The 23,808-nt window shown below is 68.3% G+C and carries 31 protein-coding genes; 12 read left to right on the top strand and 19 right to left on the bottom strand.

The window, feature by feature from the left end:
• Positions 1-125 precede the first annotated feature (125 nt).
• The 4 genes from HWY37_RS25870 to HWY37_RS25855 form a co-directional block, all read right to left on the bottom strand.
• Positions 126-524: a VOC family protein gene (locus HWY37_RS25870; RefSeq protein WP_175206676.1), complete on the bottom strand. Its 399-nt coding sequence runs from the start codon at positions 522-524 to the stop codon at positions 126-128.
• 17 nt (positions 525-541) lie between these two features.
• Positions 542-1,177: a glutathione transferase gene (gene yfcF, locus HWY37_RS25865; RefSeq protein WP_175206675.1), complete on the bottom strand. Its 636-nt coding sequence runs from the start codon at positions 1,175-1,177 to the stop codon at positions 542-544.
• A 115-nt stretch (positions 1,178-1,292) separates the two neighbouring features.
• The gene (locus HWY37_RS25860) at positions 1,293-1,622 is read right to left on the bottom strand and encodes a DHCW motif cupin fold protein (protein WP_175206674.1); all 330 of its coding nucleotides are present in this window, start codon (positions 1,620-1,622) and stop codon (positions 1,293-1,295) included.
• Positions 1,623-1,676: 54 nt separating this feature from the next.
• Positions 1,677-2,168 carry a GNAT family N-acetyltransferase gene (locus HWY37_RS25855; protein ID WP_175206695.1) on the bottom strand — a complete coding sequence of 164 codons (492 nt, stop codon included), beginning with the start codon at positions 2,166-2,168 and terminating at the stop codon, positions 1,677-1,679.
• A 187-nt stretch (positions 2,169-2,355) separates the two neighbouring features.
• Between HWY37_RS25855 and HWY37_RS25850 the strand changes: the two genes are divergently transcribed.
• Genes HWY37_RS25850 through HWY37_RS25830 form a run of 5 tightly spaced genes read left to right on the top strand, consistent with a single transcriptional unit; the run spans position 2,356 to position 5,395 of the window.
• Positions 2,356-3,303, top strand: coding sequence for a DnaJ C-terminal domain-containing protein (locus HWY37_RS25850; RefSeq protein ID WP_175206673.1), 948 nt, complete (start codon positions 2,356-2,358; stop codon positions 3,301-3,303).
• A 2-nt stretch (positions 3,304-3,305) separates the two neighbouring features.
• Positions 3,306-3,623, top strand: coding sequence for a chaperone modulator CbpM (locus HWY37_RS25845; RefSeq protein ID WP_175206672.1), 318 nt, complete (start codon positions 3,306-3,308; stop codon positions 3,621-3,623).
• Positions 3,624-3,679: 56 nt separating this feature from the next.
• Entirely contained in the window at positions 3,680-4,393 is a 714-nt protein-coding gene (locus HWY37_RS25840) for an AzlC family ABC transporter permease (RefSeq protein ID WP_176090163.1), read from the top strand.
• Positions 4,390-4,737 (top strand): AzlD domain-containing protein, encoded by a 348-nt coding sequence (locus tag HWY37_RS25835; RefSeq protein ID WP_175206670.1) that lies wholly within the window; start codon positions 4,390-4,392, stop codon positions 4,735-4,737. Before HWY37_RS25840 ends, HWY37_RS25835 begins: the two co-directional genes overlap by 4 nt.
• Positions 4,738-4,780: 43 nt before the next feature.
• The gene (locus HWY37_RS25830; protein WP_176090162.1) at positions 4,781-5,395 is read left to right on the top strand and encodes a glutathione S-transferase family protein; all 615 of its coding nucleotides are present in this window, start codon (positions 4,781-4,783) and stop codon (positions 5,393-5,395) included.
• Positions 5,396-5,411: 16 nt separating this feature from the next.
• On the opposite strand, the gene HWY37_RS25825 is transcribed toward HWY37_RS25830, so the two are convergent.
• The 4 genes from HWY37_RS25825 to HWY37_RS25815 form a co-directional block, all read right to left on the bottom strand.
• Positions 5,412-6,065, bottom strand: coding sequence for a DsbA family protein (locus HWY37_RS25825; RefSeq protein ID WP_176090161.1), 654 nt, complete (start codon positions 6,063-6,065; stop codon positions 5,412-5,414).
• Positions 6,066-6,163: 98 nt separating this feature from the next.
• Entirely contained in the window at positions 6,164-7,639 is a 1,476-nt protein-coding gene (locus HWY37_RS25820) for an inorganic phosphate transporter (RefSeq protein WP_175206667.1), read from the bottom strand.
• A gap of 118 nt (positions 7,640-7,757) precedes the next feature.
• Entirely contained in the window at positions 7,758-7,883 is a 126-nt protein-coding gene (locus HWY37_RS34800) for a hypothetical protein (protein WP_258130347.1), read from the bottom strand.
• A gap of 13 nt (positions 7,884-7,896) precedes the next feature.
• Positions 7,897-9,021 (bottom strand): D-alanyl-lipoteichoic acid biosynthesis protein DltD, encoded by a 1,125-nt coding sequence (locus HWY37_RS25815; protein WP_175206666.1) that lies wholly within the window; start codon positions 9,019-9,021, stop codon positions 7,897-7,899.
• Between the two features lie 289 nt (positions 9,022-9,310).
• Here HWY37_RS25815 and mog point away from each other — a divergent pair, with 289 nt between their 5' ends.
• The 3 genes from mog to HWY37_RS25800 all read left to right on the top strand — a co-directional run bounded on the left by mog (position 9,311) and on the right by HWY37_RS25800 (position 11,216).
• A complete protein-coding gene (gene mog / locus HWY37_RS25810; RefSeq protein ID WP_176090160.1) occupies positions 9,311-9,943 on the top strand; it encodes a molybdopterin adenylyltransferase in 633 nt (210 codons plus the stop codon).
• A 62-nt stretch (positions 9,944-10,005) separates the two neighbouring features.
• Positions 10,006-10,344 (top strand): hypothetical protein, encoded by a 339-nt coding sequence (locus HWY37_RS25805; protein ID WP_175206664.1) that lies wholly within the window; start codon positions 10,006-10,008, stop codon positions 10,342-10,344.
• A 5-nt stretch (positions 10,345-10,349) separates the two neighbouring features.
• Positions 10,350-11,216, top strand: a complete 867-nt coding sequence (locus HWY37_RS25800; RefSeq protein ID WP_175206663.1) for a peptidoglycan DD-metalloendopeptidase family protein — start codon at positions 10,350-10,352, stop codon at positions 11,214-11,216.
• Positions 11,217-11,267: 51 nt separating this feature from the next.
• Here the strand turns inward: HWY37_RS25800 and HWY37_RS25795 are convergent, their stop codons facing one another.
• From HWY37_RS25795 to HWY37_RS25775, 5 genes are all read right to left on the bottom strand, one after another.
• A complete protein-coding gene (locus tag HWY37_RS25795) occupies positions 11,268-11,555 on the bottom strand; it encodes a hypothetical protein (protein WP_175206662.1) in 288 nt (95 codons plus the stop codon).
• Between the two features lie 154 nt (positions 11,556-11,709).
• A complete protein-coding gene (infA, locus tag HWY37_RS25790) occupies positions 11,710-11,973 on the bottom strand; it encodes a translation initiation factor IF-1 (protein ID WP_042794781.1) in 264 nt (87 codons plus the stop codon).
• 500 nt (positions 11,974-12,473) lie between these two features.
• The gene (locus tag HWY37_RS25785; RefSeq protein WP_175206661.1) at positions 12,474-13,013 is read right to left on the bottom strand and encodes an SRPBCC family protein; all 540 of its coding nucleotides are present in this window, start codon (positions 13,011-13,013) and stop codon (positions 12,474-12,476) included.
• The gene (locus tag HWY37_RS25780; protein ID WP_175206660.1) at positions 13,006-13,371 is read right to left on the bottom strand and encodes an ArsR/SmtB family transcription factor; all 366 of its coding nucleotides are present in this window, start codon (positions 13,369-13,371) and stop codon (positions 13,006-13,008) included. Before HWY37_RS25780 ends, HWY37_RS25785 begins: the two co-directional genes overlap by 8 nt.
• Positions 13,372-13,424: 53 nt before the next feature.
• On the bottom strand, positions 13,425-13,856 hold the full coding sequence (locus HWY37_RS25775) for a GFA family protein (RefSeq protein WP_175206659.1): 432 nt from the start codon (positions 13,854-13,856) through the stop codon (positions 13,425-13,427).
• 196 nt (positions 13,857-14,052) lie between these two features.
• Here HWY37_RS25775 and phnC point away from each other — a divergent pair, with 196 nt between their 5' ends.
• The 3 genes from phnC (at position 14,053) to phnE (ending at position 16,782) form a co-directional block, all read left to right on the top strand.
• On the top strand, positions 14,053-14,889 hold the full coding sequence (gene phnC / locus HWY37_RS25770; RefSeq protein ID WP_176090159.1) for a phosphonate ABC transporter ATP-binding protein: 837 nt from the start codon (positions 14,053-14,055) through the stop codon (positions 14,887-14,889).
• Positions 14,890-14,921: 32 nt separating this feature from the next.
• Complete coding sequence (gene phnD / locus HWY37_RS25765; RefSeq protein ID WP_176090158.1) at positions 14,922-15,902, top strand: phosphonate ABC transporter substrate-binding protein; 981 nt, start codon at positions 14,922-14,924, stop codon at positions 15,900-15,902.
• 85 nt (positions 15,903-15,987) lie between these two features.
• Complete coding sequence (gene phnE, locus HWY37_RS25760) at positions 15,988-16,782, top strand: phosphonate ABC transporter, permease protein PhnE (RefSeq protein WP_176090157.1); 795 nt, start codon at positions 15,988-15,990, stop codon at positions 16,780-16,782.
• 30 nt (positions 16,783-16,812) lie between these two features.
• On the opposite strand, the gene HWY37_RS25755 is transcribed toward phnE, so the two are convergent.
• From HWY37_RS25755 to HWY37_RS25745, 3 genes are read right to left on the bottom strand one after another with little or no spacing between them, the layout of a single operon-like run.
• The gene (locus HWY37_RS25755; RefSeq protein ID WP_175206655.1) at positions 16,813-17,328 is read right to left on the bottom strand and encodes a GAF domain-containing protein; all 516 of its coding nucleotides are present in this window, start codon (positions 17,326-17,328) and stop codon (positions 16,813-16,815) included.
• Complete coding sequence (locus HWY37_RS25750) at positions 17,325-18,299, bottom strand: Bug family tripartite tricarboxylate transporter substrate binding protein (RefSeq protein ID WP_175206654.1); 975 nt, start codon at positions 18,297-18,299, stop codon at positions 17,325-17,327. Before HWY37_RS25750 ends, HWY37_RS25755 begins: the two co-directional genes overlap by 4 nt.
• A 55-nt stretch (positions 18,300-18,354) precedes the next feature.
• Positions 18,355-20,190 carry a gamma-glutamyltransferase family protein gene (locus HWY37_RS25745; protein WP_176090156.1) on the bottom strand — a complete coding sequence of 612 codons (1,836 nt, stop codon included), beginning with the start codon at positions 20,188-20,190 and terminating at the stop codon, positions 18,355-18,357.
• A 105-nt stretch (positions 20,191-20,295) separates the two neighbouring features.
• On the opposite strand from HWY37_RS25745, the gene HWY37_RS25740 reads away from it, so the two are divergent.
• The gene (locus HWY37_RS25740) at positions 20,296-21,258 is read left to right on the top strand and encodes a LysR family transcriptional regulator (protein WP_176090155.1); all 963 of its coding nucleotides are present in this window, start codon (positions 20,296-20,298) and stop codon (positions 21,256-21,258) included.
• A gap of 7 nt (positions 21,259-21,265) precedes the next feature.
• Here the strand turns inward: HWY37_RS25740 and phnN are convergent, their stop codons facing one another.
• The 3 genes from phnN to HWY37_RS25725 are packed head-to-tail and all read right to left on the bottom strand — an operon-like array spanning position 21,266 to position 23,786.
• Positions 21,266-21,844: a phosphonate metabolism protein/1,5-bisphosphokinase (PRPP-forming) PhnN gene (phnN, locus tag HWY37_RS25735; protein WP_176090154.1), complete on the bottom strand. Its 579-nt coding sequence runs from the start codon at positions 21,842-21,844 to the stop codon at positions 21,266-21,268.
• Positions 21,841-22,584: a DUF1045 domain-containing protein gene (locus HWY37_RS25730; RefSeq protein ID WP_176090153.1), complete on the bottom strand. Its 744-nt coding sequence runs from the start codon at positions 22,582-22,584 to the stop codon at positions 21,841-21,843. The genes phnN and HWY37_RS25730 overlap by 4 nt, the downstream gene beginning before the upstream one ends.
• A 2-nt stretch (positions 22,585-22,586) precedes the next feature.
• Positions 22,587-23,786: an alpha-D-ribose 1-methylphosphonate 5-triphosphate diphosphatase gene (locus HWY37_RS25725; protein WP_175206649.1), complete on the bottom strand. Its 1,200-nt coding sequence runs from the start codon at positions 23,784-23,786 to the stop codon at positions 22,587-22,589.
• Between the last annotated feature and the right edge of the window lie 22 nt (positions 23,787-23,808).

The following is a 23,808-nucleotide window of genomic DNA, read 5'->3' as shown; positions in this document are numbered from 1 at the left end:
TCTCCTGTAGGTTGCTTGCGGCGGCGGCAAGCCGCCGCGCCGATTCCGAGTGGAACCGGCCGAGTTGACCTCTCCATTACACCGCAACTGATGTTGCGCTGCAACATCAGGGGGCTTGACGCAGGTCAAATGGGGTCGTGGCAGACCGCTTCGATGCGGTTTCCAGCGGGATCCAGCAGGAAAGCGGCGTAGTAATGCGGGTGGTAGTGCTCGCGCAGCCCGGGGGCGCCGTCGTCGCGTCCGCCCTGGGCCAGGCCGGCGGCATGGAAGGCGTCGACGGCGGCGCGGCTGGGCGCCTTGAAGCACCAGTGGCGGCGCTGGGCCTGCGCGGCAGGGCCGGCCTCGGCAAACACGGAAAAGTAGCTGTGGCCGCTGCTGCCGGCGCGGGCGCGCTCGCCGTAGCCGAGCGCATCGGGGCGGTCATAGACCTTGGCCGCCCCCAGCGCCTGCATGGCGGCGTCGTAGAAGGGCCGGGCGGCGTCCAGGTCGTGGACGGTGATGGAGACGTGATCCAGCAATTGCATCGCGGCTCCCGGCGGGGTCAGGCGCGCGCCGCGGCATTGTGCTCCAGCCATTTCTGGACGGAGGGGCGCTGCCATTGGGCTTCGGCGTAGGCCCGCAGGGCGTCGGGCAGGTCGTCCTGGAACAGGCGCCTGAGCATCAGGGCGAGGTCGGTGTCGGCGATGCACCAGCCGTCGAACAGCGAGGCCTGGTTGGCGCCTAGCAGATGGCTGGCGACGTGGATGAGCTTGGCCGAGGCAGCGTGGGCGGCATCCGACAGCGGCAGGCCGGCGGCGCCGTAGAAGACGGTTTCGGTAGGGCGTTCCTGGCGCAACGGCGCCAGGTCGCTGCGCAGCCAGGCCTGCAGCTGGCGGGCGCGGGCGCGTTGGCGCGCATCGCGGGGATACAGGGCGGCGTGCGCGGGGGCGGGAAAGACGTCTTCCAGGTATTCGGTGATGGCGCTGGATTCGGTCAGGCAGAAGTCGGCATGCGTCAACGCCGGCACGCGCGAGGTCAGCGCGCGGCTCTGATAGGGCTGCATGCGTTGTTCGCCCGCTTCCAGATCGATGGGGCGCACCTCGAACGGCAGCTGTTTTTCAGTCAGCGCCACATAGGCCGACATGGCGTAGGGGCTGAGGAACAGGGAATCGACGTATAGCGTAAGCGGGGCGCCCAAATCTAGTCTCCGGTCTGACGGGGGTGTGGCATGCCGCCCTGGCATGCGCCGCGGCGCAAGGCCGCGGGAACCACAAAGCGTAACGCAACTGGGGCCGGCCTGTCGCGCCGGGGCCTCAATCGACGATGAAGAGCTTGGCGCCGGTGGCGGTGGACGAACGGTGCGGTTCGGCCTGGTCAGCGACCTGGTAGCTCATGCCGGGTGTCAGCACGAACTGCCGGCCGTCTTCAAGTTCGGTGTGCAGTTCGCCTTCCAGGCAGAACAGGATGTGGCCTTTGCTGCACCAGTGGTCGGCCATGTAGCCCGGCGTGTACTCCACCATGCGCACCCTCAGATCGCCGAACTGCCGGGTCCGCCAGTAGGCCATGCCGGTTTCGCCGGCGTGTTCGGTGCGTTCCACCTCGGACCAGTCAGTGGTGCCGAAGGGGATGTTGCTCATCTTCATATCGAATCCTGCGTCGTGGGCCGGACCGGGACGGGTCCGGCGGGAAAACAGATACTACGCCAGCGCGGGCAGCTTCTTCTGCCAGAACATGGCGCGGCCGGTGGTTTCGTCCAGGGCGTATCCCTCGAAGCCCAGCTTGCGGTACAGCCCTTGGGCCACCGCATTGCCTTCCAGCACTTCCAGGGTGATCTTGCAGCAGCCCAGGTCGCGCGCGCGTTCTTCCAGCGCGTTCAGCAGCGCCTTGCCCACGCCGCGGCCCTGGAATTTCTCCGCCACGCCCAGATCGTGCAGGTTGAGCAGCGGACGGCAGGCGAAGGTGGAAAAGCCTTCCAGGTAGATCGCCACGCCGGCGGCTTCGCCGTCGATGCGGGCCAGCAGGGCGCGCGCGGTAGGACGGCGGGCCAGCTCGGCGATCAGGTTCTGCTGCGCGTGGGCGGGCAGGGGAGCGTTGCCGCCCATGGGGCCGCTGGCGTACTCGTTCAGCATGGCCAGCACCTGGCGGCCGTGTTCGGGGTTGTTGAAGTCGACGTCGATGATTTCCAGCACGTTCTTTTCCTGTGGGCTTGCCATGGTCGAAAGCGGCGCCACGGGGCGCCGGCAACCGGACATTATGCGCGTTGCGGCAAGCCTGACAAGGCGCATTGAAAAATCGCTCCATAACCCCTATCTTCTTGATATCCCTGGCCGGATCCGGCGAACCGGAGGCGGCCGCAACGCTTGCCAAGGGCTGCACATGGAGTTCAAGGACTACTACAGCACACTGGGCGTGGAGCGGGACGCCTCCGAAGACGACATCCGGCGCGCCTACCGCAAGCTCGCCCGCAAATACCATCCCGACGTCAGCAAGGAAAGCGACGCCGAGACGCGCATGCGCGACGTCAACGAAGCCTATGACGTGCTGCGCGACAAGGAAAAGCGCCTGGCCTACGACAACCTGGCCGCCGGCGTCTCGCCCGAGGGCAGCTTCCAGCCGCCGCCGGGCTGGGACGAGGGCTTCGAATTCCACCGCGGCGCGGCGCCCGGCGAAGAGGCGCAGTTCAGCGAGTTCTTCTCGTCGCTGTTCGGCGGCCGCGCCCGCCGGGCCGGGGCGCAGCAGCATCAGCAGGAATTCCGCGCGCGCGGCGAGGACCACCACGCCGCGATCGAGGTGGATCTCGAAGACGCGCTCAAGGGCGCCACGCGCGACATCAGCCTGCGCTCGATGCAGATGGACGAGCAGGGCCGTCCCCACATGCAGACCCGCACGCTCAGCGTGCGCATTCCCCCGGGCGTGCGCGAAGGCCAGTACATCCGGCTGGCCGGGCAGGGCATGCCGGGCTACGGCGGCGGCGAGAACGGCGACCTGTACCTGGAAGTCCGCTTCAAGCCGCATCCCCGCTACCGCGTCGACGGCCGCGACCTCTACATGACGCTGCCGGTGGCCCCCTGGGAAGCCGCGCTCGGCGCCGCCGTGCACGCGCCCACGCCGGGCGGCACGGTCGAGGTCTCGATTCCGGCGGGTTCCGCCAACGGCCGCAAGCTGCGCCTGCGCGGACGCGGAATTCCGGGCGATCCGCCTGGGGATCTCTACCTGGTGCTGGACCTGGTGCTGCCGCCGGCTGACAGCGAGGAGGCCAAGGCGGCCTACCGCAAGCTGCAGCAGGACCTGCCGTTCAACCCGCGACGCCACCTGGGGGTATGACCATGAAGAAAATAGTCGTCACTACCGCCACGGTCGTGGGCAAGTCCCGGCCGCTTTCCGCCGACGATCTGGCCCGCGCCTGCGGCGAGGAAGTCGAATGGGTCGCGCAGCTGGTCGAAGTCGGCATCGTCAGCAGCAGCGGCCAGGAGCCGGCCGATTGGCGCTTCTACAGCACCGACCTGCAACGCGCGCTGGATGCGCATCGCCTGGTGCGGGATTTCGGCGCCGGCCTGGACGCCGCGGCGCTGATCCTGGACCTGAGCCAGGAAGTCCGGCGCCTGAAGGCGCAACTGCGCGCCCTGGGCCTGGAAGACAAGTAGCGGCGGCCGGCGGCTGGGTAAACTAGCTGGTCGTGCAACGAGACCAGCGAAATACCTTGCAGCCCCCTCCCGCCTCCGCGCCCGCTCTTGCGGGCGGCCCCAGCATCGATGGCTTGAAGTCATGCCTGCCAGTCATGATCGGCTACTTCCCGGTGGCCGTGACCTTCGGCATCGCCGGAGTGGCGGCCGGCCTGTCACCCTTGCAAGTCGTGCTGATTTCCGTACTGGTCTATGCCGGCGCCAGCCAGTTCCTGCTGCTCGCTTCCATCAAGGCGGGCACGCCGTGGCTGTGGGTGGTGGCGCTGTGCTCGCTGCTCAATGCCCGCCACCTGCTGTACGGCCCGCTGCTGTCGCGCTTTTTGCCCGCGGCGCTGAACCAGCGCCTGAAGGTCGCGTTCCTGCTCACCGATGAAGTCTTCGCCACCGCGTTCAATCGCCTGCAGGCCGTGGAGCCCGCGGGCCGCCAGCGCTGGATGATCGCGCTGAGACTGGGCGCCTGGCTGACCTGGATCGCCGGCACCGCCGTCGGCGTCTACGCGGGCGACGGGCTGGAACGCCATTACCCCATGTTGTCCCAGGTGATGCGCTTCGCGCTGCCCGCGCTGTTCATGGCCCTGGTGTGCCAGGGCGCCCGGCGCGGCATGGGCTTGCCCATCGTGGCCGCGGTGGTCGGCGCCGGCGCCGTGGCGGCGCTGGGCCACACCAGCCTCGCCATCCTGGCCGGCGCCGTCATAGGCTGCGTCGCGTACCGCCTGAGGAGCGCCGCATGAACGCCGACGGACTGGGTTTCTGGGGCGCGGTGATCGCGATGGCGGTCATTACCTATCTCACGCGCGCCTTGCCCTTCATGCTGTCCGAACGCAGCCGCCTGCTGCGCCACTTGTCGCGCGAGGGCTCGGCGCTGGCGGCGTTGGGCCCGTCGCTGCTCGCAGGGATCGCGGCAGCGGTGATCGTGCCCGACCTGCTGGCCGCCGGGGACCAGGCGGCCAATATCGGCCCCTATGTCGGCGGCCTGGTCGTGACGGCCGTGGCCGCGCGCATGGTCAGCAACGCCGGCGTGGCCGTGTTGCTGGGCATGGCGGGATACGGGGTGTTGCTGGCCTTGGCGGCGTAGGACGTCCAGGGGCAAAATGGTCGGACTTCCACGGAGGCCGACCATGCTTACGCTCTACCATGCGCCGCGCTCGCGGTCGTTCAGGATCCTCTGGCTGCTCGAAGAACTGGGCGTGCCCTACGATACCGAGATGGTGTCCATCCGCGGCACCGATAGCGCGGGCCACATGCCCTCGGACTACATCGACATCCATCCGCACCGCAAGGTGCCGGCCCTGGTGCATGACGGCGTGCCCGTCTTTGAAACGCCCGCCATCGCCCTGTACCTGACCGACCTGTTTCCCGAAGCTGGGCTGGGGCCCGTGGTGGGCGACCCCCTGCGCGGTCCTTACCTGACCTGGCTGGCCTATTCCACGGGTGTGTTCGAGCCGGCGATGGTCGAGCGCGCCTTCAAGACCCCGCACCATGGGAGCGCGCTGGGCTGGGGCTCGGCGGACGAGGTCGAGCAGGTCTTGACCCGGGTCCTGCAGGCGCGTCCCTACTTCCTGGGCGACAAGTTCTCGGCCGTGGACATCGTGCTGGGCGGATCGCTGCAATACATGATGCGGGTGAAGGTCATGCCCGAGAGTTCCGTGTTCAACGCCTATGCGGAACGGCTGGGCAACCGCCCGGCCATGCACCGCGCCCTGCAGCGAGACGGCGACATCGAGGAGGGCTGAGGCGGCGCCTCGGACCTCAGGCGCGTTCGACGCGCGCGCGCAGGTCCGCCTGCCATTGCTCCGGGCTGCCCAGGTAGCGACTGGGTTCCAGCATCGTAAAGGCGCCGTCGCGCTCCAGCGCCAGGGTCGGGAAGCCGCTGCCGCCGACCTGGGCCAGCAGCTTGCGGCTGGCGGCGATGTGCGCGGTGGTATCGGCACCCTGGGCGGCGGCATAGGCGGTCCGGAAGGCCTGGGCGTCCAGGCCGATGTCCACCGCCAGGGATTCCAGCACGGCGGGATCGGCGATGCGCAGGCCTTGCACGTAATGGGCGCGCTGGATGCGCTTGAGCAGGTCCAGCCCGCGCCCGCCCAGGCTTTCCGCGGCCAGAATGGCGGTGGTGGGCGGTTCCGAGTCAAACACCGCGCCCTCGTCGCGCAGCAAGCCGTTGTAGTAGTCGTCGCCGAAGGGCTGGCCGGTCAGGCCGGCGATGCGCTCGTCATGCGGCATGACGTAGCGGCGCAGCCGGTCGGTGACCGGCTGGCGGTTGCCGCCCGTCATCATGCCGCCGCCATGGAGCGCGATGTCCAGTCCGGGTACGGCGCGGGCCGCCTCCACCAGCGGCGCGGCGCCGTAGCACCAGCCGCAGAGGGGGTCGAAGATGTAATGCAGGGTGGGGTTTGAAGTAGCCATTGCGTCATGGTAGACGCGGGCCCTTCCGCAGGTAAGCCCTGGCGGGGTAGCCAGAGTGTTGCATCGGCCGTGCAGATCGCCCGCACGGCCGGAAAGCCTTAGCCGGCGATCTGCACGCCGATCCAGAACAGGCCGGCGGCCAGCAGCATCGAGGCCGGCAGGGTCAGCACCCAGGCCATCAGGATGTTGCGCACCGTGCTGCCTTGCAGGCCGCTCTTGTTGGCGATCATGGTCCCGGCCACGCCCGAGGACAGCACGTGGGTGGTGGACACCGGCAGGCTGAACACGTTGGCGATGCCGATGGCGCCCATGGCGGTCACCTGGGCCGACATGCCCTGCGCATACGTCATGCCTTGCTTGCCGATCTTTTCGCCCACCGTCAGCACCACGCGGCGCCAGCCGACCATGGTGCCCGCGCCCAGCGCCAGGGCGACCGCCACGATCACCCAGAAGGGCGCGTATTCGGTGGTGGCCGTCAGGTCGGCGCGCAGGCGCTGCAGGTCGGCGCGTTCGCGGGCCGGCAGGCCTTCGATGCGCGCGACCTTCTTGGCCGTGTCGTCCAGGCACAGCAGGTAGCGGCGCACGTCGATGCGCTTCTCGGCCGACAGGTCGGCGTAGTTGGACACGCCGTGCAGGTCGGTCTGCAGCGCGGCGATGGTCGGCATGGTCAGCTCGGGATCGCAGCGGAAATTGCGCGGCAGCTCGGTGGTCGCGTCCACGCGCTTGAGCGCCAGGTACTCGCCCAGCATGGCTTCATTACGCTGGTAGAACACGTTCAGGTGGTTCGCCGCGTCGCGGGTGCGTTCGATCTGATAGGTGGTGCTGTTGGTGTCCAGCACGAAGTTGGCGGGCACGATGCCGATCAGCACCAGCATGATCAGGCCGATGCCCTTCTGGCCGTCGTTGGAGCCGTGCACGAAGCTCACGCCCATGGCGGACAGCACCAGCACCAGGCGGTTCCAGAACGGGGGGTGTTTCTTGTTGTCCAGGGCGCGGCGCTGTTCCGGCGTCTTGTGCATCTTAGACAGCGGCAGCCAGCGCTTGAGCGCCAGCAGCAGGCCGCCCGCGATCAGGAAGCCGGCCACCGGCGACACCACCAGGGACAGACCGATGTCGATGGCCTTGCCCCAGTTGACGCCGTCCGCCAGCGGCAGGTCGGTGATCAGCGCGTTGGCCAGGCCCACGCCCAGGATCGACCCGATCAGCGTGTGCGAGCTGGACGCCGGGATGCCGAAGTACCAGGTGCCCAGGTTCCAGGCGATGGCCGCGGCCAGCATGGCGAACACCATGGCCAGCCCGCGGCCGGTATCCACGTTGATCAGCAGTTCCACCGGCAGCAGGTGCACGATGGCGTAGGCCACGCCCACGCCGCCCAGCAGCACGCCCAGGAAGTTGAATATGCCGGAAAGCACCACCGCCAGATGCGGCGGCATGGCCTTGGTGTAGATGACCGTTGCCACGGCGTTCGCCGTGTCATGGAATCCATTGATGAATTCAAAGGCCAGGACGAATGTCAGGGCCAACACAAGACTGAGGCCTACCCAGAGGTCTAGGCCGTGGAAGAGGTCGAACATGGAGGCGGGGGAGGTTCCGGCGAGAGGAGCCGATTATTGCAGATTTGTGACCTGTCACTGGTTGCTTGCGGCTACCAAGTGCAGGCGGTGGCCACCCGCCTCCCCGCGGGAACGGTCCTCAGAACTTGGAATACTGGAACTCGATTTCCATCGGTTTGCCCAGATTTGCGGCGGTATCCGCCTGGATCACCATCACGGCCAGGACGCCCAGGTAAAGCAGGCAGAGCCACAGGGTTCTTTTCATGGTCGGCAGTCCTTCATGGGTTGAAGACTTCGGCGATGCGCTGGTTCACGCGCAGCCAGCCCAGTTCGCCCAGGTGCTGCACGTCGCGCAGCATCCCCACTTCAAAGGGCGCGCTGTACATGTCCATGCAGCGCATGGCGTAGCGCTGGCACATCGTGGCGACTTGCTGCTGCACCGGCCCGAAGCGGTCCAGGTCCTTGAACACCATGGGGTGCAGCGGTTGCATGACGAACAGGGCGGTGACGCCGCGCTGGCGCAGCAGCGCCATCAGGGCGTCCAGTTCGCGCAGTTCTTCGCGGCCGGTCAGCGGCTGGGGCTGGTAGGCGGTCTTGCCGCCCGCCGGAATGGACTGCAGGTACTTATTGAAGAACTCGTCGCGCACGGCGTAGCGGTTGCCGCCCATCAGGGACTGCTCGGCCTCCTGGGCCTGCGCGGCCAGCGCGTCCCAGTCCACCACCCGGGCGGCCGCGGGCGGACCCTCTCGTTCGCGTTCGGGAACGGGCGCGGCATAGGCCGGCGACCACAGGTCGACCAGGCGCTGGCGGAAGACGTAGGCCTGTTCGGCCGCCATCGACCAGGCCACGCCCGTGTCACCCTTGGCCTGCAGCCAGCGCACCAGTTCCGCCCGGCCCTCGGCTTGCCGCAGGAGGCGGGGCAGTAGCGGATTGGCATGCTCCTTGAATTCATCCGGGCCCAGCCCGCCTTCGCCGTCGAACCAGCCGGGCGACAGCATCACCACCACGCGCGACGCGGGCGACAGGTCTTCGGCCAGGGCCGCCAGCACCAGCTGCATGCCCAGGGACTGGAAGCCGGAATGGCCGTAGGCCAGCACCGGCATCTGCAATTCGTCCGCCAGGTAGCGGTAGGGTACGAAGCGCAGGTCGTTGCTGGTCAGCTCCGACGATCCCAGGATCACCAGCCGGTCGCCCGTGCGCAAGGCCTGGCTCATGCGCGACAGGTTGCGCGTCTGCTCCTGCAGCGTATTGCCCAGGTTGGGGATGTAGATGCCCGGCGCGGCGGCCGGCACCGGCTCCGTCTTCAGCGCCAGGGAGTGCAGGGCGCCCCACCCGGCGGCAGCCGCCGCGGCCAGGGCCAGCGCCGCCGCCAGCGCATGCTGCCGTAGTGTGCGTTTGAACATGGGGGGAACCAATGAGGCGCTCGGCGCCTCTATTTCCTGTCAGGGGATGGGATTGTTAGCGGATGTTATCGAGCGCGCATGACCGGAACAAGCGCGGGAAAGCGGGGCCGGGGCCGATTCGCTTTTTTGCCACAGGGCCGGCAGCCCGGACGGATGGCGCCGCCGCCATTCCCGCAGGGAGAGAATGCGATAGCATCGCTGTGGCGGGACTCTTCTGGATTTCCATGATTGACCTCGCCGCCCGCCGCATCCGCGCGCCCGAATGCTTCCTACCCAGATTCCGCAGCCCATGACCGCCACTACCCGTATCGCCCGCAAGCACCCCGACGAACTGATCGTGGGCCTGGTGTCCGTTTCCGACCGCGCCTCCAGCGGCGCCTACCAGGATCTGGGGCTGCCGGCGCTGCGCGAGTGGCTGGGCAGCGCGCTGACCTCGCCCTGGCAGGCGGTGGACCGGCTGATTCCCGACGAGCCCGAGCGCATCTCCGAGGCGCTGATCGAGCTGGTGGACGGCTGCGGCTGCGACCTGGTCCTGACCACCGGCGGTACCGGCCCGGCGCGCCGCGACGTCACGCCCGAGGCGACGCTGGCCGTCGGCACCAAGGAAATGCCCGGCTTCGGCGAGCAGATGCGCCAGATCAGCCTGCGCTTCGTGCCCACCGCCATCCTGTCGCGCCAGGTCGCGGTCATCCGCGAGACGGCCGATCATGCCGCGCTGATCGTCAACCTGCCCGGCCAGCCGAAATCCATCCGCGAAACGCTGGAAGGGCTGAAGGGCGAGGATGGCGCCGTGCTGGTGCCGGGCATCTTCGCCGCCATTCCCTATTGCATCGATCTCATCGGCGGCCCATACGCCGAAACCCGGCCGGAAGTCATCTCGGCTTTCCGCCCCAAATCGGCGCGCCGCGCGCCCCAGGCCTAGCGCGGCGCTGCGTTATATTGGCCGCCCCATCCACCCCCAATCCGCTAGAGAGCTCCATCGCCATGAAGGTCCGCACCGTTTTGTCCCTTACTGCCCTGGCCGTCCTGTCAGCCTGCGCCAACGTCAAAGACGTGCGCGACCGCGATCCGGTCTTCTACGGCTCCACCCAGCGCACGGCCGAGGACTACACGGCCTGCGTGGCGGACTCCTGGAAGAACATGGGCATCAATTTCCAGCAGAAGGCGGTGCGTAACGGCTTTGAGCTGATCCAGGAAGACAGCCTGGGCGTGGAGGCCGTGCTGACGACCACGCACTGGAAGGGCAAGACCGAGGTGCGCCTGTCCACGCGCATTGCCCGCCGCGACCAGACCATCATCGAACCCGCCAACCTGTGCCTGTGAGCGCCATGCTGCAACGTCGCGACGTATTGAGGCTGGGACTGGCCGCGGCCGCCGTCTGCCTGGGCCTGCCGGCCCGCGCGCAGCAGGCGGGCTTCATCAGCCGCAAGCTCAACGTGCCCGTGCCCGGCGGCGTCGCCGTGCTGGGGCTGGGCAATGCAGAGCGGGCGCCGGAAGTCACCTTCCTGGGCCGGCGCGTGCTGGTCGTGCGCGAAGAGGGCAAGCAGTGGATTGCCGTGGTCGGCATCCCGCTCAGCGTGAAGCCGGGCGAGCAGCAGGTGGAAGTCAGCGATGCACAGGGCAAGCGCGCGCTGCCCTTCAAGGTCGGCTCCAAGGAATACAAGGCCCAGCACATCACGCTGAAGAACCCGCGCCAGGTCAATCCGGACCCGGAGGACATGAAGCGCATCGAACGCGAGCAGGCCGAGCAGGCCGGCGCCAACCGCGCTTACCGCGCGGGCGTGACGCCCAGCAATCTGCTGCTGGACCGTCCGGTGAACGGCGGCCGCCTGTCCAGCCCGTTCGGCCTGCGGCGCTTCTTCAACGGCGAGGAACGCAACCCGCATTCGGGGCTGGACTTCGCAGTGCCTGCCGGCACGCCGATCAAGGCGCCGGCCGCCGGCGTGGTGGTGCTGGTGGGGGATTACTTCTTCAATGGCAAGACGGTGTTCCTGGACCATGGCCAGGGCTTCGTCAGCATGTTCTGCCACATGTCGGCCATCGACGTGAAAGTCGGCGACGAGGTGCCGCGCGGCGGACTGGTGGGCAAGGTGGGGGCGACCGGCCGCGCGACCGGTCCGCATCTGCACTGGAACGTCAGCCTGAACGACGCGCGCGTCGATCCGGCCATCTTCATCGGGGCCTTCAAGCCCTGAGCCGTTCCTGATGAATTGGAGAGGGGCGCTGCGGGTCCGGCCCGCGCGCCCTCAGACGGTCGTGTCCTGCAGCGCGATCTGTTGCAGCACGTGCTGGTGCACGCGCTCGGCATAGTCCATCTGCTGGCGCACGTATAGCTGTTCGGCTTCCTGGTCGTCCAGGCAGTTGTCGTACTTGGTCTTGGCGTCGGCGTAGGTCAGGCCGGTGTTGCGCAGGCTGTTGATGAATGCCTCGCGCGACTGATGCAGCAGGCGCAAGCCTTCCTCGCCCTTGACGAATTTTCTTCGCGCCAGGGCAAGCTGATCAGCGGCGGCTTGCAGTTCTTGTGTCAGGTCCATCTTGCTTCATGCTCATCCTGCCGGCGTCGCGCCTGGCAGAGGGCGCCATTCTTTCATGAACGGACGTTCCACGCATTACGGCAGTTCGCGGCTGGGGTTTAAGGCCCGCGCGAAAGAGGGGAGCCGGCGCGGGGCCGGCCCCGGAGGCCCAGGCTTAGCGGCGGTACTGCTGGGGACGCTGCGGGGCGGGGCCGCGCTCGTCCTTGTGGCGGAAGTTGATGCGGCCCTTGGTCAGGTCGTACGGGGACATTTCCAGGGTGACGCGGTCGCCGGCCAGGATGCGGATGCGGTGCTTGCGGATGCGGCCGGAGGCGTAGGCGCCGACTTCGATGCCGTTGTCCAGCGTGACGCGGTAGCGGCTATCGGGCAGCACTTCGTCAACGATGCCGTCCAGTTCGATGAGTTCTTCTTTAGCCATTCTTTTCTCCTATCAATACGCGCAGCCATGCCGGCGGCATGGCGCGCCGCGTAGGGCGGCAAGCGCGTCGGACCCGGACTAGCGGATCCAGCGGTTTGAACGTAAAACGTCCGGGCAAGCGCGGGTAGGGGCCACGGCATCCGGAGCGGATGTCTGAAATGACGGATACTCGCGCCGCGAGGGCAGTGTGCGCGCGGTGCGCGGCTTGGTCGCGGCGGCGTGTTTTGCGCAAATCGCCGGAAGAAGCGGGGTGGAGCTTGCGCTGCCAGGCCGCGCAACTATGGATGTGGAGGCGCGCCTGGCGGCGGCGGGGTTTTTCCGGGAAAACCAGGCACGCCCTGGGTTGCCCCGGCGTATTGCCCGCAGGCGGTACAGGTTCGCACTCAGAGTGACCGAAGCCCGGTTTTTGCGGAAAAATCACGGACTTATGTTACTGCAAAGCGCAATTATTAGCCAGTATTTATCTGTAGCCGCGCCGCGATAGTTGCTGCTCAACGACTCTAGCGCGCCGGGATCCGGTCACGGTATTCGGCCTCCACACGGCCCAGCACGGACCAGAACGGACCGGGGGCGCGGCCCGCCAGGCGGGCTTCGAGCACGCCCAGGTGCACATGCCAGCCGCCGGCCACGTCCACCATGCCGTCGCGCGAGGACAGCTTGCGGTGCGTCAGCACCAGGCGCGTCTGCTCGCCTTGGGGCGACAACTCGAAAGTAACTTCGGAAGGATGCCCGGGGGAACCGCCCCAGGTGAACGCGAGCAGCCGCGGCGGTTCACAGCGCGTGATGATGCCCTGCGTGGTGACGCCGCCTTCATAGGGCTTGTAGGCCTCGGGCACCGGCTCGGCCACCGACGACAGGTCGGCATGCATGAAGCGCAGGGTGACGCCGCCGCCCTCGCGCAGTTCCATGTCGCCGGACGCCAGCCAGCGGCCCCGCTTTTCGGATTCGGTCAGGAAGGCCCAGACCTCGTCGACGCTGGCGGGCAGCACGCGCGTGAAACGGATGGAGGTAGGGTCGAGGACGACGCCGTGATCACTCATGTTGTTCTCCTGGAGACGTGGACGGGGATTTGCTGGCGATGAGCGCGGCTTCCAGCACGCCCAGCCTGCCGGACCAGAATTGCTCGTAGAAGCGCAGCCATTCCATGGCCTCGGCCATGGGTTCGGGATTGAGGCTGCACACGTGCGTGCGGCCGCGGATGGAGCGCCGGACCAGTCCGGCGCGTTCCAGGGCCTGCACGTGCTTGGACGCGCCTGCGAAACTCATGCTGAGCGGCGCGGCCAGCTCGCCAATGGTCTGCTCACCCTGGGCCAGGCTGCGCAGCATGTCGCGGCGCGTGGGGTCGGCCAGCGCGCGGAAGACGGCATCGAGGACGGGGGTGGGAGTAAATTCAACCATGGGGTTGAATATAGTCCGGGCTCCCGAATAAATTCAACTATATGGTTGAATTTTTATGTAACCGCCTGCGGATGGTCTTCTTCCATCGCGCCGTAGGCGTCGGGGTACTGGGGCAGTTCGTCCGTGATGTCGAACCAGGGCGCCTTGCTGGCGACATGGCAGTGCGCGGCCGGCTTGATGCCCGGGTCGTCGTCCAGCGGCCCCAGCGGCAGGCCATAGATGTCCGGGGTCTGGTCGAAGCGGGTCAGCAGAGGCGTGCCGCAGGCTTCGCAGAAGCCGCGGTAGCTGCCTGGGGACGAGCAGTACCAGGTGACGTGGTTTTCACCCCGGGTCCAGGCGAAGTCATTGGCCTGGACCGTGGCTCGGCTGCGGAACGCGGCGCCGTGCGCCTTGCGGCAGATCGTGCAATGGCAGTTGAGCGCGTCGGTGAGCGGGCCAGTGATCTGATACGCGACGCGGCCGCACAGGCAGGAACCTTTGATCATGATGAACGCCCGGCTGTTGGGGGGACAACATCAATATACCCGCGGCGCGCGGGGCTGGAACCGGCTTTTATGACGAACGTCTTTCAGTCCATTGCGGTGGCCCCATTTTCCGGCAAATGAATCGATTCCCAGGTCATCGTGCTGTCATGCCGCGAAAACAGAATGCGGCAATGAACAAATCCATGGGGATCCAACGATGACTTACGCCATCGAAGTACAAGGGCTGAGCAAAAGCTTCCAGGCCGGCTCCAAGGCGCTGGACGGCGTGAACCTGCAGGTGGCCGACGGCGAGATGGTGGCCTTGCTGGGCGCCTCGGGTTCGGGCAAGTCGACCCTGCTGCGCCATCTGTCGGGCTTCGTGGCCGGCGACGCGGGCAGCGTGGCCGTCAACGGCCGCATGATCCAGCGCAATGGCCGCCTGAGCCGCGACGTGCGCGCCGCGCGCGCCGGCATCGGTTTCGTGTTCCAGCAATTCAATCTGGTGGGCCGCCTGCCGGTCATCACCAACGTCCTGACCGGCATGCTGCCGCGCGTGCCGCTGTGGCGCAGCCTGACGCGCTGGTTCCTGCGCGGCGAAGTGCGCCAGGGGCTCGAAGCGCTTGCCCAGGTTGGTATAGACGACTACGCATTTCAGCGTGCCTCGACCTTGTCCGGCGGCCAGCAGCAGCGCGCGGCGATCGCCCGCACCCTGGTGCAGAACGCCCGCGTCATCCTGGCCGACGAACCCATCGCCTCGCTGGACCCGGAATCGTCGCGCCGCGTGATGGACACGCTGGCCCAGATCAACCGCAGCCGCAAGGTGGCGGTGGTGGTGTCGCTGCACCAGGTGGACGTGGCCTTGCGCTACTGCCCGCGCGTGGTGGCGCTGCGCCACGGCAAGGTGGTCTATGACGGCCCCTCCGCGGCGCTCACGCCGGCCATGCTGAGCGACCTCTACGGCTCCGAGCTGAGCGAACTGCTACCCGAATATGCGCCGCAGGCGCCCGCCATGCCGGGCATGGCGCCCCTGTCCCGGTTGGCGCAAGCCGCCTGATTTTCCCGACCCATTTCTCCCCGGAGCCTTCCATGCTACGCAGAACCTTTGTGACCTTGATCGCCGCGGCGGCCCTGTCGCCCCAGGCCTACGCGCAAGACGCCAAGACCCTGAACTTCGGCATCATCTCGACGGAATCGTCGACCAACCTGAAGTCCGTGTGGCAGCCCGTCATCGACGACCTGAGCCGTTCGATCGGCGTGCCGGTCAAGCCCTTCTTCGCCTCCGATTACGCGGGCATCATCGAAGGCATGCGCTTCAACAAGGTGCAGATGGCCTGGTTCGGCAACAAGTCCGCCATCGAAGCCGTGGATCGCGCCCAGGGCGAGGTGTTCGCTTCCGTGATCGACAAGGACGGCAACCCGGGCTACTGGTCGCTGCTGATCGTCAACAAGGACAGCGAGCTGAAGACGCTGGACGACGTGCTCAAGCGCGGCAAGACGCTGAGCTACGGCGCGGGCGACCCCAACTCCACCTCGGGCACGGCCGTGCCGGGCTACTACCTGTGGGCCGCCAACAAGATCGAACCCAAGACCTTCTTCAAGACGGTGCGCGCCAGCAACCACGAAACCAACCTGCTGTCGGTCATCAACAAGCAGGTCGACGTCGCCGTCAACAACACCGAGGCGCTGGAGCGCTACCGCCTGAACACGGGCAAGGACGCCAACGACAGCGTGCGCGTGCTGTGGAAGTCGCCGCTGATTCCGGCGGACCCGCTGGTCATGCGCACGGACCTGCCGGCCGACCTGAAGGTCCGCATCCGCGAATTCTTCATCAACTACGGCAAGGGCAAGGATGCCGAGCGTGAAATGGCGAACCTGAAGGCGCTGACCTACCAGGGCTTCCGCGCCTCGGACAACCAGCAGCTGGTGCCGATCCGCCAGATCGAGCTGGCGCGCGAGAAGGCCAAGGTCGAAGCCGACACGACGCTGGGCCAGGCTGAAAAGCAGAAGCAGCTGGCCGAACTGGAAAGCAAGCTGGCCGGCCTGGGCCAACCCGCCGCCAAGCAGTAAATCCCGTCGCGGCAAGCCGGCGCGCCGCGGGGCGCGCCGGCTTGCCCGCAACTGAAAATCTCCACGCGGATCGCCTCTTTATCTTATGAACGTAGCCATGCAGACCTCTCGCCTTCCCGCCGCGCCGCGCTCGTCGCTGCCGGTTCTACTCGTGTGGGCCGTGGTGCTGGCGCTGCTGGTCATGTCCTGGAAGGGCGCCGACATGCGACCGCTGGACCTGCTGCGCGATTCGGGCAACATGGCCCAGTTCGCGGCGGACTTCTTCCCGCCCAATTTCCGCGACTGGCGCATGTATCTGGACGAGATGGTCGTGACCGTCCAGATCGCCGTATGGGGCACGTTCCTTGCCATCGTGGTGGCGGTGCCGCTGGGGCTGCTGTGCTCGTCCAACATGGTGCAGGCCTGGGTGTACCAGCCGATGCGGCGGCTGATGGACGCGTGCCGCGCCATCAATGAAATGGTGTTCGCCATGCTGTTCATCGTGGCGGTGGGCCTGGGCCCGTTCGCCGGGGTGCTGGCGCTGTGGGTGCACACCACGGGCGTGTTGGCCAAGCTGTTCTCGGAAGCGGTCGAGGCGATCGATCCGCGCCCGGTCGAAGGCGTGCGCGCCACCGGCGCCAATGCGCTGGAGGAAATCGTCTATGGCGTGATCCCGCAGGTGCTGCCGCTGTGGATCTCGTATTCGCTGTACCGCTTTGAATCCAACGTGCGCTCGGCCTCGGTGGTCGGCATCGTGGGCGCGGGCGGCATCGGCACCGTGCTGTGGGAAATCATCCGCAGCTTCCGCTACGCAGAGACCTGCGCCGTGATGATCATCATCGTCGCCTTCGTGGTGGTGATCGACATGGCGTCGGCGCGCATCCGCCGCGCGCTGATCTGAGCTTGCGGGGCCCGCCAGGGCCCCGCCGCGTCAAGCCTGCGCAAGCAATGCCTGGAACGCAGGCAGCGCCAGCAGGCCCGCCAGTTGCGCGGCCTGGACATCGGCGTCCGAGACCGCCGCGCGCGGCATCAGGAAGTTGACGGTGCCCAGGCAGACCTTGCCGTACACCACCGGCACATTGATAACGGACCGCAGGCCCAGGCGCTGGATCGCGTCGTGGTCGTTGAAGAACTCGCGGATCGCGTCCTCGCCTTCTCCCACGAAGACCTTTTGCTCCAGCAGCACGTGGCGGCCCCAGGCGGTGCCGTTCTTGTCCTTGCTGCCGCCCGGCGGATAGGCCTCGGGATTGGAGCTGTACAGCCGCACCACCCGCATGGCCTGCGCGTCATAGCGATTGACGGTGCATAGCGCATGCCCAAGCGCCGCGTGGGCGTGGGCATCGATGGCGCGCAGGGCCGCGGCCGGATCCGCGGCGGCGTAGGCCTGGGCGATGGCGCTCACGCCGGCCTGCGGCGGCTGGGCAGCTGGATTGATGCTGACGGTCATTCGGCGGTGATTCCCAGTTCTTTGATCAGCTTGCCGTACTTGTCGGCGTCGCGCGCCAGGATCTGGCCGAACTGTTCCGGCGTGGTCTCGGTCAGCAGCACGCCCATGTCGCCCATCTTCTTGACGACCTCAGGCCGCTTGAGGATCAGGTTGATCTCGCGGTTCAGGCGGGCGGTCAGCTCGGGCGGCATGCCGGCCGGGCCGAAGGCGCCATACCAGACCGACAGCTCATAGCCGGGCAGCGTCTCGGCGACGGTGGGCACTTCGGGCAAGAGCGGCGAGCGCGCTTCCTCGGTGACGGCCAGCAGCTTCAGCTTGTTGGTCTGCACATGCGGCAGGGTCTGGGTGCCGGCGCTGAACAGCACCTGGGTGCGGCCGGCCACGGTGTCCAGCACGGCCGGCGCGCCGCCGCGGTAGGGGATGTGCATCATCTTCACGCCGGCGGCCTTCTCGAACAGCGCGGCGCTGAGATGGTTGGTGGAGCCCTGGCCGGCGGAGGCGTAGGCCACGGTGCCCGGATTGGCCTTCAGGTAGGCGATGAATTCCTTCACGTTGGACGCGGGCACCGACGGGTTCACCACCAGGGTGTTGGTGACCAGCGCGAGTTCGGCGATGGGCGTGAAGTCCTTCACGCCGTCGAACGGCATGCTGGAGTACAGCGCCTGATTCATCGTGTGCGTGCTCATCGAGCCCACCAGCAGCGTGTAGCCGTCGGGCTTGGCGCGGGCCACGAAGGTGGTGCCGATGTTGCCGGACGCGCCCGAGCGGTTTTCCACGATGACGGGCTGGCCCAGCGACTGCGTCAGTCCCTCGGACAGCACGCGCGCCAGGATGTCGGTGGAGCCGCCCGCGGCCCAGGGCACGACCAGCGTGATGGGCTTCTCGGGCCAGGCGGCCTGCGTGAGCGCGGGCGCGGTCAGCGCCAGTCCCAGCGCGCACGTGCGCAGCAGTCGTTTGAATTGCAGTTTCATGGTGTTTACCCCTTTGCGTAATGTCCGGTCTGTGCGCCGGTTGGATGAAACAGGTTCAGCGGCCGGCGGCATAGCCCTGCATGCCGCGCGGGTTGGCCCCGGCGCGCAGCAGCAGGCCGCCGCCGGCGGCCGGTTCGCGGGTGCAGGCGCTGATGCGGCCTTCCGACCATTCCGGCCCTACCTTGACCTCGTGGCCGGCGTCGCGCAGCGCGTCCAGCGTGGCGGCCGGCATGCGCGATTCCACGGTCAGCCGGTTCAAGGTCAGGCTGCGGGGCCAGAACGAGCCCGGGAAATGATCGGTGTGCCAGGAGGGCGCTTCGATCGCCTCCTGCAGATTCATGCCCATGGCGTGGCGCAGGAAGAACGCCACCGTCCATTGGTCCTGCTGGTCGCCGCCCGGTGTGCCGAAAGCCATGTAGGGCTGGCCGTCGCGCAAGGCCAGGCCGGGCGACAGGGTGGTGCAGGGCCGCTTGCCCGGTTGCAGCAGGCCCGGCACGCCCTCGTCCAGCCAGGTCATCTGCAGGCGCGTGGTCAGCGGGAAGCCCAGGCCGGGCACGACGGGGCTGGAAGACAGCCAGCCGCCCGAAGGCGTGGCGGCCACCATGTTGCCGTCGCGGTCGATGACGTCGATCTGGCAGGTGTCGCCCACGAAGATCTCGCGCGCGGCCCACTCGGCCACCGGTGGCAGCGCGGCAAAGGTCGGTTCGCCCACGCCGAAGCGCGTGTCGGAGGCGGCCAGGGTGCGGACCGCGGCGTCCAGGTCGGGCAGGCGCGGCGCGAGTCCCCCCGGGCTGCCGGGCTGGAATGCGGACGAAGCGCGGGGGCCGATGCCGGCCGCGCGCGCGCGGGCATAGTCGTCGCTCAACAGGGCCGCCAGCGGCACCTGCGCGTGCTCGGGGTCGCCATACCAGGCGCAGCGGTCGGCAAAGGCCAGCTTGGCGGCCTCGGCCACGCGGTGCACGAATTGCGGCGAGACCGGGTCCAGCCCGTCCACGCCCAGGTGCCGCAGCAACGCCAGCTGCTGCAGGTGGACCGGGCCTTGCGACCAGACCCCGCATTTGGCCACGGTGTAGCGCCCGTACTGGACGGTGAGCGGTTCGTCGTAGGTGGCGCGCCAGTCGGCCAGGTCGGACTTGCGCAGCAGGCCGCGGTTGCGTTGCCCGGTGGTGTCGCGCACTTCCGCATGGGTGTAGTAGTCGTCAATGGCGTCGGCCACGAAGCCGCGGTACCAGACCTCCAGCGCCGCATCGATGCGCCCGCGGCGGTCGGTCGCGTTGGCGTGCGCTTCGTCCAGGATGCGCGCATAGGTGGCGGCGATGGCGGGCGTGCGGAACAGCGCGTCCGGCGCGGGCACGCGGCCGTCGGGCAGCCAGACATCGCGCGAACTGGTCCATTCGTCGCGGAACAGCGCCTGCACGGCGAGGATGGCCTGTGAGATGCGCGGCACCAGCGGAAAGCCGTTGCGCGCATAGTCGATCGCCGGGCGCAGCACGTCGGCCAGCTCCCAGGTGCCGTAGTCGCGCAGCAAGGTCAGCCAGGCGCCGAACGCGCCGGGCACCGTGGCGGGCAGCAGGCCGATGCCAGGCACCAGATCCACACCCAGGCCGCGGAAATAGGCCGGCGTGGCCAGCGCCGGCGCCGGGCCCTGGCCGCACAGCGCGCGCATGCGTTGTTCCCGTTCGCTCCAGAACAGGATGGGCACTTCGCCGCCGGGGCCGTTCAGGTGCGGTTCCACGATCTGCAGGGCGAAGCCGCCCGCCACGGCCGCGTCATAGGCGTTGCCGCCGCGTTCCAGCACGCTCATGGCGACTTGCGAGGCCAGCCAATGGGTGGACGAAACCACGCCAAAGGTGCCGCGTATCTCGGGGCGGGTGGTGAAGGAAGCGCTCATGGGGCCGTTCCAGGCAGAAGGGGACGTTTGCAGTATAGGGTTGTGGAATAACTGGTTTTTGCTTTGTTGGCATAATTGAATAACCAACTGGTTATAGGAAAAGACTTGAACTGGGATGCCGCCCGTCTTGCCAACCGCCTCAAGCACCGCCATCTGACGCTGCTGCTCAACATCGCCCGGCACGGTTCGCTCACGCGCGTGGCGGCCGAGGCCGGCATCAGCCAGCCCGCGGTCACCAAGGCATTAACGGAGGTCGAGGACATCTTCGGCGCGCCGCTCTTCATGCGCACAGGACGCGGCCTGCAGCCCACGCCGCTGGGCAATCTGGCGCTGGTGCGGGCGCGCCACATGCTCAGCGACCTGGACCTGTGGGCGCGCGAGGTCGAGGCGCTGCACGCCGGCCGTTCGGCGCACCTGCACGTGGGCGTGGTGCCCTACGTGTCCAGCGACCTGCTGACGGCCGCGATCAGCCGCCTGCACCAGCGCCACGGCGTGACGCTGAGCCTGCATCGCGCCACCACCGATCACCTGGTGCCGATGCTGCGCCGGCATGAGCTGGATTGCATCATCAGCCGCGCCACTTCGACGGTGGCGCACGAGGACCTGATCCATCGCGTGCTGTACCGCCAGCGGCCGCGCCTGATCGCGCACGGCCGGCTGGCGCAGAGGCTGGCGCGGCGCAAGCCGGACTGGGCCGCGGTGGCGGCGATGGACTGGGTCTTGCCGGCGGCCAATACGCCCACCCGGCAACTGATCGTTGAGCACTTCATCCGCGCCGAACTGCGTCCGCCGTCGCCGGTGCTGGAGGCCTACTCGACGGACGTGATCGAAGGCATGCTGACGATGAACCAGACCTTTGTTTCCGTGGTGCCCGAGGACATCGCGCGCGAGCTTTGCCAGCGCGGCAAGCTGGGCATGGTGCCTTGGGATTTCGGCTGGGAGCTGCCGCCGATCAATCTGATCCGGCGCAAGCGCGAGCAGCCGCTGGCGGCCGAGGACTGCTTTTCGGAGATCCTGCTGGACCTGTGCGGTGACGCCGCCGCGCCCTGGGGGCAGGGGGCGCGCTGAAGCGGTCTCAGGTCGCCAGCTTGCCGCGCGCGATGTCCAGCAGCGCGTCGGCAGCCGTCTCCGGCGCCGCGTCGTTGCTGACCCGCAGCAGGCGGCATTGCGGCGGCACGGGAAATGCCTGGGTGGCGCGGGCCAGTCGCTGCGCGATCTGTTCAGCGTTTTCGCGGCCGCGGCCCGCCAGCCTGCGGGCGAGCAGATCGGGGGCGACGGTGACCTCCACCGCCGTCAGCGTCGGGTAGCGCGCATGCGCCTGTTCCAGGTGCGCGCGCGAACCGTTGACGATGACCGCCGCGCCGCCGGACAGCCAGGCGTCTATCTCGATGCCGATGCCGTATTGCAAACCATGGCTGGCCCAGCGCAGCGCGAAGCAGCCCAGGGCGGAGCGGCGCTCGAATTCGTTTTCGGTCAGGGCCAGCGCGTCCTCGGTGCCGCCGCTGTCGCGGGTGATGTAGCGGTGCGCGACCAGCACGGGCTCGTCGCCCCGCAGGTGGGCGCGCAATAGCCGCAGCAGCGTGTCCTTGCCGCTGCCCGATGCGCCCATCAGGTAGATCAGGCGCGCGCCGTCGGCGGGAACGGAGGCATTCATGCCGCGGCCGGTCCTTGCAGATAGCCGGCGCCCGCGGCATCGGCGCTGGAGCCGTCGAAGCCGTAGTGCCGCGCCGCGATGAAGTCCGCGCCCGGCTCCGGCTGCACATAGACGCTGACGCCGGGCACGGCCATGGCCTGTCCGCGCAGGGGCTCCGCGAAGGCGGCGATATCGGCTTGCGCCTGGGCCAGCGCCGCGCCTTCCAGCTTGCCGGTCAGCGTGATGTGGAACACGTAGGTGTCGAATACATAGGGATAGCCCCAGCGCGCCAGCATGGACTGCTGTGCCGGGCTGAGCGCATGCGGTTGGCGGCGCGCGATTTCCTCGGGCGTGGGCGGGGCGCGCAGGGGATCGAGGTCGCGCACGGCGGCTTCGGCCAGGGCCTGGATCCGTGCCCGGCCCAGCGTGTCCGAGGGCGCGATGCGCCAGGCCAGGAGGCCGCGCAGCGGCTCGCATTCCAGCTCCACCGAGAACGGGCTTCCGCCCTCGGTCAAGCGGCGGGCGGCCGCGTCGACCTGTTGCGGGCTCGCGCCCGCGCTCAGCCGGAAGGGCGGCTTCAACGTGGCATGCAGGCCGTAGTGGCGCGGGGCCTCGGTCCAGCCGCGCGTATCCGCGCTCTGGCCGGGTAGCGGCGGCAGCGGCTCGCCGGTGTCGGCGCAGCGTCCCAGCCAGCGGCTGCCGTGTTCGCGCCAGGGGCCGGTGGGCGCCAGGTACAGGGCGTAGCGGTGGGCGAGCGGCATGGTCAGGCCGCCATGCGCTGGCTGTGGCTGTCGCCGAATGCGCGGGTGGCGTAGCGCAGCTCGCCGCCCACGATCGCGGCGCAGACGCGGGGCAGGCCCGGCACCTGGTCGTCCACCACGATGGCGTCGGCGATCAGGCCCGGCGTCAGCGCGCCGCGGTCCTTCAGGCCGGCGGCGCGCGCCGGGTTGAGCGACACCAGGTCCCAGGCTTGCGCCAGCGGCAGCACGCCGTCGTCGACCAGCCGCATCACGGCGGCCAGCGGGGCAGGATAGTAGTAGTCGGAGGTCAGGATGTCGCACAGGCCGGCGCGGACCATCTCGGTGGCGCTGGGGGCGCCGGTGTGGCTGCCGCCGCGCACCACGTTGGGCGCGCCGAAAACCACGGAATCGCCCAGGTCGCGGGCCACGCCCGCGGCCTCGCGGGTCAGCGGGAATTCCGCCACGCCGCAGCCCAGCTGGTGGTAGTAGCGGCGGGTGGCGGCGTCCGGGTCGTCGTGCGAGGCGACCTTCAGGCCGGCTTCCTGTGCGCAGGCGGTCAGTTCGCGCATGGCGTCGGCCACCGAGTCGGCCGCCGACATGGCGGCGCGGATGCGGTCCTGGAAGACGTCCAGGTCGCACTCGGCGCGGTGGGCGTATTGCATCAGCTTGCGTTCGTCGCCCAGGCGGCGGGCCATGCTGGGCAGGTGGTCGTTCAAGGCCAGGAAGCGCACGCGGCCATCGCGTATCCACTGCTGGGCGGTGTCCACGCCGCCCACGTGATGCGTTTCGAAGCGCAGATGCACGTAATGCCGCGCGCCCATGATGTGCCGCATCCGTTCCAGCGCGTCGAACATGCGTTCGGCGTAGGCCTCGCCGCGCAAGCCGCCTTCCCAGGACAGCGTCACGCCGTGGAATTCGGTGGTGATGCCGTTGGCCAGCAACTGGCGGTCGACGTCGAACAGGGCGCTGTCATACGGAAAGGTCACGCTGGGACGCGGCATGACGGCGCGCTCGAAGGCGTCGCCATGCAGGTCCACGATGCCGGGCAGCACCAGCAGGTTGCCGGCGTCGAACCAGGGCGCGCCCCGCGGCGCCGCGGCGGCGGCGCCTTCGATCAGTCCGCCATGGAACCTCAGGCTGGCCTGTTCGACGCCGCGCGGCGTCAGGATGCGTTGGCCTGTGACACCGGCCAGGGGCGAGGGGGCGTGCGTGTGTGTGTTCATGGCGTGACGTTAGCGGGATTGC

Origin of the sequence: Achromobacter anxifer (genome assembly GCF_903652925.1) — a bacterium.
GTDB lineage: Bacteria > Pseudomonadota > Gammaproteobacteria > Burkholderiales > Burkholderiaceae_B > Achromobacter > Achromobacter anxifer.
Note: the sequence above shows the minus strand (reverse complement) of the source record. Positions and strands in the feature narration are given on the sequence as shown.